This window comes from Phaeovibrio sulfidiphilus, from assembly GCF_014861485.1.
Lineage (GTDB): Bacteria > Pseudomonadota > Alphaproteobacteria > Rhodospirillales > Rhodospirillaceae > Phaeovibrio > Phaeovibrio sulfidiphilus.
The window spans coordinates 575,804-592,648 of the sequence record NZ_JACZHT010000001.1 but is presented as its reverse complement, the minus strand read 5'-3'; the positions used below and the strand labels follow the sequence as shown (position 1 = coordinate 592,648).

At 64.9% G+C, this 16,845-nt stretch carries 9 protein-coding genes and 1 tRNA gene; 6 read left to right on the top strand and 4 right to left on the bottom strand.

The genetic code is table 11. The features are described 5' to 3' along the window. Positions 1–19 precede the first annotated feature (19 nt). Together IHV25_RS02445 and IHV25_RS02440 are read right to left on the bottom strand one after the other, a co-directional pair. Entirely contained in the window at positions 20–1,189 is a 1,170-nt protein-coding gene (locus IHV25_RS02445; RefSeq protein ID WP_192533366.1) for a GGDEF domain-containing protein, read from the bottom strand. After that, positions 1,186–2,391 carry an FIST N-terminal domain-containing protein gene (locus IHV25_RS02440; protein ID WP_192533365.1) on the bottom strand — a complete coding sequence of 402 codons (1,206 nt, stop codon included), beginning with the start codon at positions 2,389–2,391 and terminating at the stop codon, positions 1,186–1,188. The genes IHV25_RS02445 and IHV25_RS02440 overlap by 4 nt, the downstream gene beginning before the upstream one ends. A gap of 636 nt (positions 2,392–3,027) precedes the next feature. Here IHV25_RS02440 and IHV25_RS02435 point away from each other — a divergent pair. The 5 genes from IHV25_RS02435 (at position 3,028) to IHV25_RS02415 (ending at position 13,021) form a co-directional block, all read left to right on the top strand. Continuing rightward, the gene (locus IHV25_RS02435) at positions 3,028–4,308 is read left to right on the top strand and encodes a hypothetical protein (protein WP_192533364.1); all 1,281 of its coding nucleotides are present in this window, start codon (positions 3,028–3,030) and stop codon (positions 4,306–4,308) included. 427 nt (positions 4,309–4,735) lie between these two features. After that, the gene (locus tag IHV25_RS02430) at positions 4,736–6,739 is read left to right on the top strand and encodes a heavy metal translocating P-type ATPase (protein WP_192533363.1); all 2,004 of its coding nucleotides are present in this window, start codon (positions 4,736–4,738) and stop codon (positions 6,737–6,739) included. A 694-nt stretch (positions 6,740–7,433) separates the two neighbouring features. Then, complete coding sequence (locus IHV25_RS02425; protein ID WP_192533362.1) at positions 7,434–8,879, top strand: hypothetical protein; 1,446 nt, start codon at positions 7,434–7,436, stop codon at positions 8,877–8,879. 180 nt (positions 8,880–9,059) lie between these two features. Continuing rightward, the gene (locus IHV25_RS02420; RefSeq protein ID WP_192533361.1) at positions 9,060–11,297 is read left to right on the top strand and encodes an EAL domain-containing protein; all 2,238 of its coding nucleotides are present in this window, start codon (positions 9,060–9,062) and stop codon (positions 11,295–11,297) included. Positions 11,298–11,407: 110 nt separating this feature from the next. Next, positions 11,408–13,021 (top strand): lysine--tRNA ligase, encoded by a 1,614-nt coding sequence (locus IHV25_RS02415; protein ID WP_192533360.1) that lies wholly within the window; start codon positions 11,408–11,410, stop codon positions 13,019–13,021. Positions 13,022–13,595: 574 nt separating this feature from the next. Here IHV25_RS02415 and ubiA read toward each other — a convergent pair. Beyond that, positions 13,596–14,519 carry a 4-hydroxybenzoate octaprenyltransferase gene (gene ubiA, locus IHV25_RS02410; protein ID WP_192533359.1) on the bottom strand — a complete coding sequence of 308 codons (924 nt, stop codon included), beginning with the start codon at positions 14,517–14,519 and terminating at the stop codon, positions 13,596–13,598. 354 nt (positions 14,520–14,873) lie between these two features. On the opposite strand from ubiA, the gene IHV25_RS02405 reads away from it, so the two are divergent. Further along, positions 14,874–14,949 (top strand) — tRNA-Lys (locus IHV25_RS02405). Positions 14,950–15,502: 553 nt separating this feature from the next. On the opposite strand, the gene IHV25_RS02400 is transcribed toward IHV25_RS02405, so the two are convergent. Further along, positions 15,503–16,636 (bottom strand): Fic family protein, encoded by a 1,134-nt coding sequence (locus IHV25_RS02400; RefSeq protein WP_192533358.1) that lies wholly within the window; start codon positions 16,634–16,636, stop codon positions 15,503–15,505. Between the last annotated feature and the right edge of the window lie 209 nt (positions 16,637–16,845).

Below are 16,845 nucleotides of genomic sequence, written 5' to 3'. Positions count from 1 at the left end.
CCCGCCCCGGGAGCCGGTTTCAGAGCGCCACCGACCGGCGGGCATAGGCGAAGTTGTTCTTTCCGGTGCGCTTGACCTCGTACATGGCCTCGTCCGCCACGTGGATCAGCACGGACTCGTCCGTTCCGTGCTCCGGGAAGATGGCGATGCCCACGCTGGCGCCCACCTGGCACAGGGCGCCGTTGATCTCGATGGGCTGGGACAGGGAGGTGATGATCTTCCTGGCCGCGGTGGCCGCGTCGTCCGGCCGGGAGATGTGGGACAGGACCACGATAAACTCGTCGCCCCCAATGCGGCCCACAAGGTCGAACTCGCGCACGGCGTGGGTCAGGCGCTCGGCCACGACGCGCAGCACCATGTCCCCCACCGCGTGGCCGTGGGTGTCGTTCACCACCTTGAAGCTGTCCAGGTCGACGAACAGGGTCGCGGCGTAGAGGTTCTCGTTTCGGGCGTAGTCCAGGATCTGGCTCATGCGCTCGGTGGTGCCGCGCAGGTTGGGCAACTGGGTCAGGGGGTCCACGTTGGCGAGATCCTCGGCCTGGCGCAGGCGATATCCGGCGAGGATGGCGGCCAGGTACGAGGCCACGGTCTGGACGGTTTCCACGTCGGTCCACCCCAGCTGGGGGAGGAAGGGGCGCTGCTCGGTCATGCGGCCCGTGACGACCAGGGCGACAATGTTACTGTGCAGCAGCACCGGTGCCGCGATCAGGTAGGGCAGGGCGAGGGAGCTGCGGAAGGCGGCGTGGAGCTCTTTCGGGTCGTCGCCGGTGATCAGCATGGGGTTTCTGGGGTCCAGGAGATCGGGGCCGACCTTGATGAGGCGCCGCCCGATTTTGTCCTGCTCCTCCTGGGAGTACCCCTGGAGCACAATGGGCTTGAAGGCGCTTCCCCCGGCCGGAATCAGCACGGCCGTGCGCTGCATGTTCAAGGCGGCGTTGATGCGCCGGGCGGTGGAGTTGAAAACGCCCTGGTAGTCCGCGTCATGCCCCAGCGCCACGGCCAGCTCGGCCATAAGCGCGAAGCCCCGGCGCTTCTGCTCGAGCTCCTGGCGAATGGCAATCGCCCGGGTGTCGGCGATCAGAAGGCGCGCCGCGCTGTGTTCGAGGCATTTGCGAAGGTACCGGTTTTCCCGCTGAAGTTCGGCCGGGGTCGCGGCTGAGTTTTCATCGCGGTTTTTGTTCTCGCTCATGTTTCCACACTAAACAGGCAGAAAACGCCCGTCCAATCGAGTCCTCTGGGCAGCCCCTCAACGGAGGCGATCTCAACGCCCGAGTAAATCCCCAGGAGAGGAACCCGGTCGCCGACGATTTCCCGCACGGTCTGGCCATCCTCCTGATCAATTCCCGCGTAGGCCGCAGCGCGGCCCGCACAATCGATATAGAAGGCAAAAACCGGTTTTCTACCGTTCAGACGATTAAATAATCCCTCGACCTTCGGAGGGATGTAGTTCAGGTCCATGCTCCGGTGCATGATCTGGAAGCGGGTGCCCTCCACCATGTCCGGCTCGAACATCACGAGTCCGTTGCGTTCCCGGTCGATGGTGAGGCACAGCCGGTTCACATAGCTGTTCTCGTTGAAGTCGGCCCAGGGGTCTCCCTTGTTCACGCCGAGCATCAGGAAAAAGGCGTACTCCTCGGGCGGAATGGCCTCTCCCAGAAGGGAGTTCATGAAGGTCAGGGCCGGAACCCCGTCGATCTCCAGAATGGTCTGCCGGTCGGCCCGGGTGACGGTGTAGTACCCGGTTGCGGGCCAGCAGCCGTGGATGATGGTGGTGTCGATCTGCACCCCGTTCGAGAACACAAGGGCCAGCGCGTTGCCGCTGGAAATTCCGTCGCCGGTCCACTGCTTTGTGGGAGTGCAGATGAAATCGCCCTGGAGCCCCGCGCCGCACAGGGCGGGGTAGTAGCCCAGGGTCCGCTTCATGCCCTCCAGCATGGGGGTGACCATCACGGGCTGAAGCCCGCACCGTGCCCGGTCCACCGCGTCGTAGAAGAACAGGACCGGGGAGGCCGGGGTCACGCCCAAGGCGGAGAGCCGTTTTCCCAGGGCCTCGCCGGTCGCATCCTCGTTCTGGGGCACATCGCCCTGGACCAGGAGGTCCACCGTGTTGGCCTTCATCCAGAAGGCCGCCAGGCCCACCTGATCCCCCGCGTAGCCCAGGCGGTCATTCGAGATGACCCCGATGGCTCCGCCCCCTACCACCATGACCTCGGGGCCAAAGACAGACGCCACCGCCTGCCTCAGCACGGCGGGGTCGTGGCGCGCTGTCGAAAACAGCAGCACCATCAGACAGGGCTGGGTGGAAATCCCGGCTCTCAGGGCCGTCTGGGCTGCCTGAAGTCCCGCAAGCGTGGTGTCGGGGTTTTCGCTGTATCCAATGCTGACGTGCATGTCGGGTTCAGGGCCTGCGAAGTGAACTCGAAGCGGCGGGAAAGTGCTGCCCCGAGAGAGTTGGGCCTTTTGCTCGCGTCACTATATACACAAACCGGTGTGTAATTCCAGAGTGCGGCGCGCAGGCCGAGCGTGGGGGCCGCGCCCCGGTCTCCGGCTTGCGCGCGGTCTCGCCCTGTAGATGGGGCGCACGCCCCCGGCCTTCAACTGATTTTGCGGTGTTGGGGCACCGGGGTTCCGGCCTCCTGCGGGCTGGGGGTGTGTCGCATCCCTGAGTTGTTCTGGTGGCGCGATTTGGCGGGGCCGCAGGACGTTGTCGCCCATGCCCATTGATTCTTATAAGGGCAGGGCATATCTCTGAAGGACCGGTCCTTCGGGGCGATCCGGGCCGTGCGGGCGGTCGGCTCCCGGCGCGGGCGTTCCGGACGGAGCCCGGTTTTCGGAGTCTCCGTGGCCGCTCAGGCCCCTGGCGCCCCCTGTGTGTTCCGGGTCCGGAACGGGTGTGCCGGGTGTGAAACGGGGGAGCGGGTTCCCCGGGCAACCGCTGAAATCCCGCTTTTCGAGCGACGGGATCTGCTTTACGATCATATCCCACACTCCCGATGTCTTTTCAGGAATTCGTCTGGAAGCGCGCCCTTGCACCGCATCAATTCCATAGAGGATCCCTGGGTCTGCGCGTCCGTCGAGGATGTCTACTCCCTGGACTCCCGCATGACCATCAGCCGGGTTCTCAAGAGCTACATCGAGGCGGGCGTCGTTCTTCCCTCCGAGATCCTGCATTGCTACACGCCGCTGAGTCGTCTTCGCGACCACAACGGGAACGCGTGTGCCCGTGCCATCGAGGCGGTTGTCCGCTCCCAGTGCGACCGGGAGCCCGAGCGTTTTGGCGTGCGCGCCCGCCGTGAGGAGCTCTACACCTGGTTTGACGACGTGGTCGAGCGGACCCGCCGCTACGACAGCGCGGGCCTTCCCCCCGGGCTGGACCTGACGCGCTTTCCCGAGCTCTGCGACGCTGTGCGCAGGGCCAACCTGCCTGCGGAGGCGGAAATCACACTGGCGCGGCAGGCGGTGGCCCAGGCTCTTTACAGGGTTCGTGACTTCCGGCGGAAGCTCCACATTCTTCTGCTTGCGCTGGAGCAAAACACCGTCCCGGCCTTCGAGCCCGTTTTGGACGAGTTCATGTCGGACATTCTGTTCCTGGGCGCCGTTGTGGTGGAAATGCTGGGGAACCGGGCAAACCTGGCCCACGCCTTTTTCGGCATTCTGGACCTGATCGACGGGCGACCCGACGAGTTCGCCATCGATCCGGAGGAGCCGAGCGTCCGGATGCTGCGCGAGGCCTTCCGGCAGGGCCGTCTTCCCGTGGCCCGCCGGGCCCTGTTCGAGCGGTTCGTGCGGGAGATCGGCGGGCGCCAGCCCCTGTCCCGCAACGATCCCCAGATCGAGCGGGCCCTGTTCTCCCAGCTTCTGGCGCGTCTGGTGACGGGCCGTGGGGTTCGCGGCGGCGAGAACATGGCCATTGCCCTGACCCAGCGCCAGTCCTTCCGGCTGGAGCAGGGTGGCCTGATGGGCTGGACCCTGAGCATCCCCATGGTGGCCGGGTGCCTGCCCTCGGGGATGAGCCGGCTGCGCTACATCCAGTCTCTTGTTCCCGCCCGCACGGAGGGCCGGCACATCGCCGCCTGTGCCAAGGTGGTGCTGGATGCTGTCCGGTTGACCGACAGTCCCGAGGAGTTCTTCGGCGACACCGCCCTGACGCCGGAGGGCATGGCCGTCACCCTGGATACCGTGTCCCGGGACGTGGCCCGTCTCGGGTTCCCCGAGCAGATCGCCGGGGTTCACCGGCACGCGTTCGACTCCCTTCGCAAGCGCTTCGGGCTTCGCCCCCCGCTCGAGCTGGTGCCCTCCGTGTCCTAGGTTGAGGGGCCTCGCTGGAGGGGCTCGCGGGTGTTCGGCTGGCGGATCGGTCGCGGACGTGTGACCGGTCCGGTCGCGGTCCCGGCCTCAATCCTGCCCCCGGGTCGAGCCCGGGGACCGGAGCTTTGCAGGGCTTCCCCGAGCCTGCGGGGGCCGGTTCGCTTGCCCCGGTCGGGTCCGGAGTCGGGCGGCATACCCCCCTGGGGTAGGGGCGTGCCCCGGCGGTGCGCTCCGCCTGAACACGCCGGGTCGGGCGGGCGATCGGGGGCCAAAACCCTTTTTTTGACAGGCCCTTGGCCCCGCGAGCGTCCTTTTCCGGGCCCCAGCTCCACTCCGTCCCTGTGAAACTTTCCCGCTGCCCGCTTGACATTCCCCGCGGTTTTTATACCCTAGGGGGTATGCGTATAACACCGGGAGGGAACCCGACATGACGTTCGTTACCCGCTTTCTGACCGATGAGGGGCCGAGAAACACCCTCATTCTCCTGATTTCGCTGGCCGCCCTCGTGGCGAGTGCGTTTGACGTGACGGTCCTGGGCCAGGATGTGGCGTGGATCGCCGTTGTCCTGTGCGGAGGGCCCATTGTCTGGTCCGCCCTGGATGGTCTTGCGCGCAGCCGCGCCATCACGGCGGGCCTTCTGGTGACCCTGGCCCTTGCCGCCTGTATCTATCTCGACGAGATTTTCGCGGCCGGCGAGGTGGCCTTCATCATGATGCTCGGTGAGCTTCTGGAGGAGCGCACCGTCGCCCGCGCCCGGGCCGGCATCGAGAAGCTGGTGCGCCTGACGCCCCGGACGGCCCGCCGCCTGCACGACGGCGTGGAGGAGGTCGTTGTGGCGACCCAGGTCCGCGTCGGCGATGTCCTTCGGGTTCTGCCCGGCGAGACCGTACCGGTGGACGGCGTGGTCCTGGACGGCCGCAGCGCGGTGGACCAGTCCCTCATCAACGGTGAGCCGCTGCCCGCCGACAAGGAGCCCGGCGACGAGCTGTTCGGCGGCACGCTGAACCAGCTGGGGGCCCTGACCTATCGGGCCACCCGGGAGTCCGGGGACTCCGCCATCGGTCGCATGATCGCGCTGGTCCGCTCGGCGGACGCGTCCAAGGCGCGGATCGTGCGTCTGATGGACCGCTGGGCCCGCTGGATCGTGTACGGTGCGGTGCTCTCGGCCATCGGGACCTGGGCCGTGTGTTTCTGGCTCATCGGCCCCGAGGAGGCCCTGATGCGCGCCGCCTCCGTCCTAGTGGTGTTCTGCCCCTGCGCCCTTGTTCTGGCGACGCCCACCGCCATTGTGGCCGCCATCGGCAACCTGACCAAATACGGTATCCTGGTCCGGGCCGGGGACGCCCTGGAGCGTCTGGCCGGCGTGCGGAACATCGCGTTCGACAAGACCGGCACCCTGACCTGGGGCCGCCCGGAGGTGGTGCGTGTTGTCCCGGCTGACCCGTCCCTGACCGAGGACCGCCTGCTGGCCCTGGCCGGCGCGGTGGAGGAGAGCTCGGAGCACCCCCTCGGGAAGGCGGTGGTTCGCGCGGCCCGCGCGCGGCAGGGTCACCTTGACCGGGCCTCGGACTTCGCCATGCTTCCGGGCATGGGCGTCGAGGGCACCGTGGGGGGCCAGTCGGTCCTGGCGGGCAAGGCGGCCTTTCTCGAGAGCCGCTCGGTCAGCATCCCCGAGAGCGTCCGTCACGAGCTCGAGACCCTGGCTGCCAGCGGCGCAACGCCGGTCCATGTGGCCGTGGACGGTCGCTACGCCGGGCTGGTCGCCCTTGCGGACACCCTGCGTCCCGAAGCCCCCGAGACCGTGTCCCGTCTGAAGGGCCTGGGCATGGCGCCCGTCCTGCTGACCGGCGACGCCCCCGAGGCGGCCCGGACCATCGCCCGCAGCGCCGGCATCCACACTGTCCGGGCCAACTGTCTCCCCGGCGACAAGCTGGAGGCCATCGACGCCATGGAGCGTCGGGGCGAGCCGCTGCTGATGATCGGTGACGGCATCAACGACGCCCCCGCCCTGAAGCGGGCCCGGGTCGGGCTGGCCATGGGCGGCGTGGGTTCGGATATTGCCGTCGACGCGGCGGACGTGGTCCTGATCCGCGACGACATCCGGTTCGTCCCTCACATGGTCGCCCTGTCCCGGCGCATGATGGGAACCGTCCGGTTCAACATCGCCGTGTCCCTGGGCCTGAACTTCCTGGGCATCGCGCTGGCCATGGCCGGACTTCTGAACCCCTTCTGGGCGGCCATCGTCCACAACGCCGGATCGGTCATTGTGGTGGCCAACTCGTCCCTTCTGCTGCACTGGCGCCGGTACCCGGAAAAGGCTCCGGCGAAAGAGATCGCGGCGGCGGTCACTGCGCCCCTTGCGGACGGGTCTCTTCCCAAGATCGAGGACGAGGGGCATCACCACCACGCGTGCTGCTCGTCCTGCGGATAAGCGACGGGTCCGGATCCGGGCAGCCGGGTCCGGGCCGCGACAACGCCGGTCGGCGTGAGATGTGCCGGAGGGAGGCGGGGACACGGTCCCGGCCTCCCTTTCGTTTTTAGGGGGGCGGGGGCGGTCAGAGGGCTGGGGTGGTGCCGGTGGGCACTGGGGTTGCGGCGCCCGGGTGGTCGGTTTTTGTGTCCCCTTTACCGAGGAGGCCATGCGGGATCGCTCTCACAAAGGTGGGCCCTGGATGCCGGTCCGCCGGGGCTCGGGGGCAGTCAGGGGAGCGCTGGGGTGGGGGCGCTCAGACGCCGGGGGCAGGGGATGTCCGGGGGTGCCGGAGGGCACTGGGGTGTCGCCGCGTGCCCCCGCCCATGTTCCGGCCGCCACCCCATGTCCCCGCCGAAGCCCGCCCCCGCTCCCCGGAGTGCCCACGCCCACGCCTCACGCCCACGCCCCCCATGCCCCTATCCCCGCCCGGGCCCCATATCCCATGCTCCGACTGTTGTATCCGGCGCGCCCGGACTGGTAGAGTTTCCGCGAGGGGGAAACCTGCCACGCCCCCCACACCGTGCCCACACCCGGGCGCCCGCACCCGGGCTTTGCCACTCCCACCACCGCCTGTCCCAGCTTGTCTCCGCCTGACCCTGGCTCCCGGTTTCCGGGCTCCCCCGTTCCCCGCTCCCGCCCGTCTGATGCGCCGATGTCCCTGTCCCCCCGCGTGCTTCTTGTCTCCGCCAGCCTGGTCCTGGCCCTGGCCTCTCCCGGGGTGGCCCGTGCCTCCGACGAGCTGGCCCCCGGAACCGCCGTCCCGGTGGAGCCGGGGGAGAAGACCGGGCTGAGGACCGGGATCCCCTTTTTCGACGACATCACCGTTGCCGGGAACCTCTACTATTTCCAGAGAAAGCGCACCCGCAAGGATCCGCAGACCGGCCGCTACGCCCGGAACCTGGATCACGCCACCGCCAACGCCAGCGCCGACCTGGATACGGGCCTGATCGGCGGGGTGGCCGGGTTCAATTTCGGTGTGTTCGGGGCGCGGGATCTGTATTCCAATGCCTCGCCCTATCACGAGATGGCGTTCTTTCCCTCCGGCGATCCCTTCCACCCGAACTGGGACGCGACCCGCTCGCGCCCGGGGGTGTCGGTCTACAAGGGCTACCTGCGGCTGGAGCCCGGGCCGTTCCGCGCCAAGATCGGCTATTTCCAGTCCACCGAGCCCAACACCCTGGGCAACATCTGGTCCCTGATGCCGGGGACATGGCGGGGCGCCGAGGCCGGCGCCACCTTCGGAGCCCTGACCCTGGGCTTCGCGGTTGCCGATGCCTACAAGGCGCCCTGGTTTCGGACCATGAACCGGTTCTACCGGGCGGACGGCACGACGCCCGTCTCCTACCTGTGGTCGGCGGGGGCCGGGTACGTCTTTTCCGACGGTCCTCTTGAGGGCACCCGGGTCGAGGTCGCCTATGGCCGCTCGCAGGATTTCCTGATGAACGCCCACCTCAAGACCGAGTGGAACGGCACCCCCGGCGGAACCCCGCTGAGCCTGGGGTACCAGCTCTATCTGATGGGGGACTCGGATGACAGCGGCGGCCCCAACGACCTGTTCGAGGGGCTGGCCCACCAGCACTACGCATACGCGCGCCTGGACCTGGCCCCCTGGCGCCTGTCCCTGGAGAGCACCTACACCCGGGCCCCCCAGAGCCGTGGCAAGGTGGTGGACGGCTCCACCCATCAGCTCGGCTATCACGCCTACCGCCTTGTCAGCCGCTATGGCCTGTCGAAAGGCGCCATCGATCCCTGGTGGGACTGCCGCTCGGACTGGAACCACGACGCCGAGGTGGCCGTGTTCGCCCGGGTCTCCCGGACCCTGGACGACCTGGGCCTCGAGGGGCTGGAGGCCGGGATTTCCGGGGCCCGGGGCTGGGGCGGGCGCTCGGTCCTGACGGATCGAAAACTTGGCGAATGGGCCGTGTCCCTGGACCTGGGGGCGGTTATTCCCCGGGGCCCCCTTGAAGGAGGCTCGGTCCGGTTCCATTTTACACGCTACCGCAATCTGACCGGCCTCCCCGACTGGGCACCCTTCGGAAACCTTTTCCAGTCCGAGTATGATTTCAAGTTCCTGATCCATATTCCTGTCGGCGGATAAGCCCCGGGTGTGCAAACACCGGGCAGGCAGGCCCCGGGCGGGCAAGCCCTTGAGGGATAAGCCCGCAAACATCGGTTGCAAGATCCGAGTCTGGAACGATTCGATTGACCGGGCCCGGCGCTTGGGGTTAACTCGAAAGGTAGAGTGCTGAAGGCCATCTCCCGTTTTCCGGACGCTTGAATGAAAAGCCCGACGTCAAACGTTTCCGAGCGTTTTTACAGGTTCGTGGATACCACACTCGTTCCGCGCATTGCCTGGCTCTCGGACAATCCCTTCATCAGTGCCGTGCGCTCCGGGCTTGTTCTGGCCCTGCCCCTGGTGATGATGGGGGCCTTTGCGATCCTCATCCGCAGCTTTCCGGTCCAGACCTACCAGATGTTCATGTCCCGGACCTTCGGCCCGGACTGGGTGGACTTCGCCACCGCCGTTTTCAACGGAACCTTCGGGATCGTGGCGATCATCGTGGTGTTCAGCATCGGCCCCTATCTGACGGAAATCCACAACCGGCGAAAGATCCTTCTGCACGTCAACCCGCTGATCACCGGGCTCGTGTCCCTGTCGTCGCTTCTGGTGATGACCGAGCCGAGCGGAGACTTCTTCCCCCTGCGCTGGATCGGCATTTCGGGCCTGTTCGTGGCCATCCTGGTCGGGCTGGCGTCGTCGTACCTGTTCTTGCGGCTTTCGTCGGTGCGCCAGCTGCGGATCAACCTTCCGGGGTCCATTGACTCCGCGACGATGAAGAGCTTCAACGTCCTGCTCCCGGCGATCCTGACGGTGCTGTTTTTCACGGGGCTGTCCGAGTTCGTCAAGGACACCTGGAACACCACGGTTCACGAGGGCGTGTTCCGGCTTCTCCAGTCGGTGTTCAGCCAGACCGGCGAGGGGCTTCTGGCCGGGCTGACCTATGACTTCGCGCTTCAGATCCTCTGGTTCTTCGGGGTGCACGGGGCGAACGTTCTTGACCCCATCACCCACGACGTCTACCGGGCGGCCATGGACGCCAACGTGCTCGCGTTCATCAACGGCCAGCCGCCGCCGCACCTCATCACCAAGTCCTTTTTCGACGTGTACGTCTACATGGGCGGGTCCGGGTCGTCCCTGTGCCTTGTGTTCTCGATCCTGCTGTTCTCGCGCCAGCCGGCCAACAAGCGGGTGGCCCAGATCTCGGTGCTGCCCGGACTGTTCAACATCAACGAGATCGTCCTGTTCGGGCTTCCGGTCATCCTCAACCCGATCATGCTGATCCCGTTTCTGCTGACGCCGGTGGTGCTGACCCTGGTGTCCTGGTGCGCGATCTATCTGGGGCTGGCCCCGGATCCCAAGGTGTACCTGGACTGGACAACGCCGGTGTTCCTGAACGGCTACCTGTCCACCGCGCCCGACCTTTCGGGGGCGGCGGGGTTCTCGCGCGATGCCCTTGGGGCGATCTGCCTCCAGGCGTTCAACCTGGTTTTGGGGATCATGATCTACGCGCCGTTCCTGATTGTCGGGGACAAGATCCAGGCGAGCCAGACCAAGGCCAGCTTCCGCGAGCTTCTCCTGCGCTCCGTGTCCCCAAGTCCCACGGAAATCGCCGGGGGTCTTCTGTCGCGCTCGGACCGGGCCGGAGCCTTCGCCCGCTCCCTGCTTGTGGACCTGGAGCGGGCCATCCGGACCCAGTCGGACGAGCTGTACCTTGTCTACCAGCCGCAGGTGCGTTCGTCGGACTACAAGGTGTGCGGCGTGGAGTCCCTTCTGCGCTGGGAGCATCCGCACTACGGGACGATTGCCGCGCCCATTACCGTGTCCCTGGCGGAGGAAAGTGGCCTGATCCACGAACTGGGCCAGAAGATCCTGACCGATGCCTGCCGGACGCGCCGTCACTGGATGGACCAGGGGATTTTCGACCTGACCATTGCGGTCAACATCTCGGCGCGCCAGCTGACGCCCAAACTTCTGGAGCAGCTGGACGAGACCCTGAGCCGGTTCGGCCTTCCGACCCGCTCCCTGGAGATCGAGGTCACCGAGTCCACGGCGCTCGACACCAACAGTTCGGAGTGCGCCTTCCTTGTCCAGCTGCACAAGCGGGGCCTGCGCCTTGCCATTGACGACTTCGGTATGGGGCACAGCTCCATGAAGTACCTCAAGCAGTTTCCGGTGGACGTGATCAAGATCGACGGCGCCCTCACCCGCGAGGTCGAGACCAACGACATGTGCGTGGACATCATCTCCTCCATCACCCGCCTGTGCCGGGCGCGGAACATCACCTCGGTGGTGGAGTTCGTGGAGAACGCGAACCAGGTTCGGATCCTGCGGAAAAACGGCTGCGACGTCTTCCAGGGGTACTATTTCTCCCGGCCCCTGGACGCGGCCGAGTGCCTGAAATTCGTCCGCAGCAATCTGGTGACCGAGCGCGGCCGGGAGCGGACGTTCTTCTGATCCCCGCGCTCCGGCGGGGCCCGCGGCGTCCGGCGTGCGCTTGACGGGGTCCGGGGCTGCCCGTACAGTGACCACTTTTCCACCGTTTCGGATGTACGGGACCCCCCACCATGTCGATGATGAGCACAACGCCTCCCGCCGTTCCCCGGGATCTCCTTGACAGCGCCGCCGCCTGGCCGTTCCAGGAGGCTCGCCTCCTTCTGGAAAAACGACTGAAAGGAAAACTCCCGGGCAAGGGATACGTGCTGTTCGAGACGGGCTACGGTCCCTCGGGCCTGCCGCATATCGGCACGTTCGGCGAGGTGGTCCGCACCCAGATGGTCCAGAACGCCTTCCGCCTGATCGCGCCGGACATGCCCACCCGCCTGTTTTGCTTCTCCGACGACATGGACGGCCTGCGCAAGGTTCCGGACAACATCCCCAACAAGGAGATGGTCGCGAAGCACCTGGGCCAGCCCCTGACCACGATCCCCGACCCCTTCGGGACGCACCCCAGCTTCGGCGAGCACAACAACGCGCGCCTGCGGGCCTTCCTGGATGAGTTCGGCTTCGAGTACGAGTTCCAGAGCTCCACCGACTGGTACCGCTCGGGCCGGTTTGACAAGGGTCTTCTCCGGGTTCTGGAGTGCTACGACGACGTGATCAACGTGGTGCTGCCGACCCTGGGCGAGGAGCGCCGGGAGACCTACTCCCCCTTCCTGCCCATCGACGAGGAGACCGGCCGCGTGCTCCAGGTTCCCGTGATCGAGCGCAACGTCGATGCGGGCACCATCGTCTACCTGCGGGAGGACGGGAAGAAGATCGAGACCCCGGTGACCGGAGGCCGCTGCAAGCTCCAGTGGAAGGCGGACTGGGGCATGCGCTGGTACGTCCTGGGCGTGGACTACGAGATGTCCGGCAAGGATCTCATCCCCTCCGTGGCCCTGGCCACCCGCATCTGCCGCATCCTGGGATCCGAGCCCCCGCAGTCCTTCAGCTACGAGCTGTTCCTGGACGCGCAGGGCCAGAAGATCTCCAAGTCCCGGGGCAACGGCCTGTCCGTCGAGGAGTGGCTGGAGTACGCCAACCCCGAGAGCCTGGCCCTGTTCATGTACCAGAAGCCCAAGACCGCCAAGCGGCTCCACTTCGATGTGATCCCCCGCGCGGTCGACGAGTACATGGCGTTCGTGGAATCCTACCCCGGGCAGGACGAGAAGGACCGCATCAACAATCCGGCCTGGCACATTCATGGCGGCCACCTGCCGGAGCCGGGCCCGTCCCTGTCCTACTCGCTTCTGCTGAACCTGGTGTCGGTGTGCGGATCCGATGATCCGGCCACCCTCTGGCACTACATCAGCGCCTATGCGCCGGGCGTCACGCCGGACACGGCTCCGGGGCTCAACGTTCTTGTGGAGCGGGCCATCGCCTACTACCGGGACTTCGTCCTGCCGAACAAGAAGTTCCGCGCCCCCACCGCCGAGGAGCGGGCCGCCCTCGAGGATCTGCGCGCGAGCCTCGCGGCGCTGTCCGGGCCGGTCGCCGCCGAGGTGGCCCAGAGCGCCGTTTACGAGACCGGCAAGCGGCACCCGGGCGTGGGCGAGCTGAAGGACTGGTTCCAGACGCTCTATCAGGTTCTGCTGGGTCAGGACCGGGGACCGCGCATGGGGACGTTCATCGCCCTCTACGGCCTGCCCGAGACCATTGCCCTGATTGACAAGGCTCTGGCCGACAACGCCCCCGCCTGATCGGGGGCTCACAGGCGAGCGGGGTTCCGTCCTCCGGGCGGGATCCCGGCTCCCCGGGCGCTCCGGGCCGTTCGGGTCCGAAGGGCGTCATGCGGGTGCCACTTCTGGCGCCTCTCCCCACACAGGGATACCTGATAACGGGAGCACCCGTCACAGGAGCGCCGTGACGTCGGGGGCGAGTTCCCCCCACCCTCCCATCTGTTTTTAGATTCCTGACACAGGAGCGCCCTCGCAGGAGCGTCTATCTGTGATGCACCGGCCTGGAACGGTTCACTGCGGGGTCGGCCCGCCGCGTCGCTGTGTGCCTCCCTCCCGCCCTGTCCTGTTCTCTTGCCGGGCGGTCCGGGGTAAACGGGCGCCACGCGGGCGCCGCTCCCCGGTGGGAGTGTTCGTCCGGGCCCGGCTCGTGCCACTCGGGCGCTGCTTCCGAAGTCTGGAGAGTTCGTCGGGGCTAGGCCTTTCGGGCGAGTTCCCCCCCACCCCTCCCGGCTGCGGACCGGCGCACCCGGCGCCGGCCCGTCTCATTGCGTTACACCACGTTTCCTTTTGTCGCGCCGCCCCGGGTTCGCCGGGGTCAGCGGGTCAGCTGGCCGCAGATGATGGCGGCAAGGATCAGCCAGCCCATGGACCAGGCGCTGTCAAACAGGCGCCCGCAGATCACGGGGCTGTTGATGTCCAGGGTCTTCAGCTGCCAGACAAAGTGGAGCGCCACCAGACCCAGGACCGGCCAGAAGCCCCAGCCCAGCCCGGCCATGATGCCCGCGGCGCCGATCAGGGCCACCACGCACAGGTCAAAGGCCAGCAGCACGGTTTTGGTCTTGTCTCCCAGGGCAAGGGCGCTGGACTTGACGCCGATGGCGATGTCGTCCTCCCGGTCCTGGTGGGCGTAGATCGTGTCGAAGTGGATGTGCAGGAAGATGCAGCCCAGGTACATCAGGATGGGCGCCGTATCAATGGAGCCCCGCGCGGCCACCCAGCCGATCACCACCGTGAACATCACGGTCATGCCCAGAAAGGCCTGCGGCCAGTAGGTGACCCGCTTCATCCAGGGATAGATGAAGACCATGGGCACCAGCGCAAAGCTGAGGATCACCATAAGGGTGTTCTGAAAGGCCAGCAGCACCCCGAGGGACGCCAGAAGGGTCACAAGCAGCAAGATGACGGCCTGCACCCGCGTGACCTCGCCGCTGGCAAGGGGGCGGTTGGCGGTCCGGGTGACCTTGGCGTCGAAGTTGGCGTCGGTCAGGTCGTTGATGACGCTGGCCGCCCCCTCCATCAGGAAGGCGCCGACAAAAAAGAGCGCCACGTACCAGAGGTTCGGGACGGTGCCCTCGCTCCCCAGGCTGAGGCCCCACCAGCACGGAAACAGAAGAAGCCACCAGCCCGCGTCCAGGTCGATGCGCAGAAGCCTCAGGTACTTCTGCAGCGGGACGGGTGCGTGACGAATAATCCAGGCGCCCACGCGGGGAGGCCCTGATGGCAGATATCCGGAAATCATGGATTTGATTCTCCTACAGTTCACAAAACGGAAGCGTCCCTGGGCGGCCCGGGTCAGGACGGCCGACCGGTCCGGGAGCGTTTGGGGCTCGCTCTCTTTTTTTGCGGGAGTGTGCCTCAAAAAAAACCGGCGGGCCAGAGGGACCGTGCGCCCGCCTCGGGATCAGAGGGGAAAAATAAGACCGGAACCCGTTGAGAGGGCATCTTTTCCCGCCTCGGACCCCGGGCGCCCACCCCACAGACCGGGGGTGAGGATTTTCCGGCCCGGGGTGGCAAAAAGGCTTTGACGGGGCGAACGCTCTTTGCTAAAAGCTTGCTCCTCGGCAGGGGGAACGGCACACTGGTCCTGACAGCCGGGCGCATAGCTCAGATGGTAGAGCAGCTGACTCTTAATCAGCGGGTCCAAGGTTCGAGTCCTTGTGCGCCCACCAATAGAATCAAGGGGTTGTCCAGTATCTGGGCAGCCCCTTTTTTCATGGTTTGCAAAACGGTCAGCGGCTGTATGCAAAACACATGACGTCTCACCTGTTTTTGTCCCTCGGCGGCCGCGCTCTCAAAGTCTGTGCCTGCCTCGCCGGGGCGGGCCATTGCTGCTGTCACACTAGGACCGCCGGCCCGGGTATGACCGTCTCCCGGGAGCCGGTCGAAATCCTTCTGCATCAGGATCAGGTGATACCTTTGCTTCGGTCCAGTGGCTGGTGCACGTGCCCCTGACGGACAGCCAGTCCGAAAATTTGCGGATTCTGTCTTCAATCAGGAGGAGGGAAACTCCCCGGCCACATGCTGCTGTGGCGGTAGATGGCGGACGAGTGCGACGCTGTTCTGAGCGAGCTCGCTCGCTGTAAGCGCCCCCTTTGTCTGGTCACGCGGCGCGCTGTATCGCGGGAGGCGTTTGAGGCCGTTGATGACTGATGACTAAGGCTGGGCGTTTTGGCAGGCTCGTCAGTAAAAAAGGGGTGACGTTGCCTCCCATAGGAGTTTTTCCTACCTGAAAACGTCGAGATAGTCATGAAAGAGGAACAACCTATTGCGACGTTGACCGGTAATCTCGGTTAGAACGCCATACGATATCATATCGGATATCAGTGTCGAAGCTGTATTGGTCGATATATCTAGGGCTTTGGCTGCTTCACCCACACTAATGACAGGGCGTGCATAGATTTGCTTCATAAATCTCAGTGCGTTGTCCTGCCTTCTAGTGTTGAAGCGAGGCAATACCTCGCACTCTATTCGTTGTTTTATCTCTAGGATTTTACGGAAAGCGCATGTTGATGCTCGTGCAGTCTCTTCGACGCCATGAAGAAAAAAAACAAGCCACTCTCGCAAATGGTTCCCTTGCCGAACCGCCATCAGATGATCGATGTACTCTGTCTTGTTTCTCTCGAAGTAGTCCGATAGGTAGAGTACCGGTTTGTCCAGAAGCTTTTTCGAGGCAAGATAGAGGGAGATCATAAGTCTGCCGAGGCGTCCATTACCGTCTAGAAAGGGGTGTATTGTCTCAAACTGATAGTGCCCAATGGCAATGCGAATCAGCGGATGTACAAAAATCTCCTCGGAATGTAAGAAGCGTTCAAGGTCACTCATCAGGTCTGGTACATGCGTGTGATGTGGCGGAACAAAAACGGCATTCTTAAGGCTGACCCCGATCCAGTTCTGGCTGGTGCGGAATTCTCCAGGCTGTTTATGCTCGCCTCGTACGCCATCAAGAAGGGTCACGTGGGTCTGGCGTAAAAGGCGTGATGAGAGAGGCAGTGTTTCCATTTCTTTAATGGCGCTTTTAATTGCCATAATGTAGTTCTGAACTTCTTTCCAGTCATTTCGCTCCTCTGGATCTAGATCATCCGAATTTTTGAAGGCGTCTTCAATATTGGTTTGGGTTCCTTCAATTCGGCTAGACTCTGTTGCTTCTTTTGCGACGTACATGGTGATAAAAAAATTGATATCGGGAATAAGCTGTCCGAAGGCATTCAGTTCCCCAAGTGCACGATCTGCGCGCCCCAGAATGTCGCTCAGCTCGGGGTCGGAAATGATCCATTCACGACAAATTGGCTCAGGACGGAATGCTCGATATTCGTAGAGTTTTTCGTAGGTTCCTGCTTGAAAGTTCCGAATGTCCATGAGTGAACCGCTCCTTGTTTTTACCTTTATCTAGACGCTACCTCATAAAGGCCCACGCCTCAATCTTTATGTCAAAAACTAGCCTGTTCCTGACATAAGGCTGGGGCTTATGTCAGGAACAGTGTCTTCTTCAGGACATTGTCGTGGGCGGGTGAACCAAGCTGCCTGCTTTTCAGCCCGCGCCCTCGCTGCCCGGGGTCCCGAGGCCA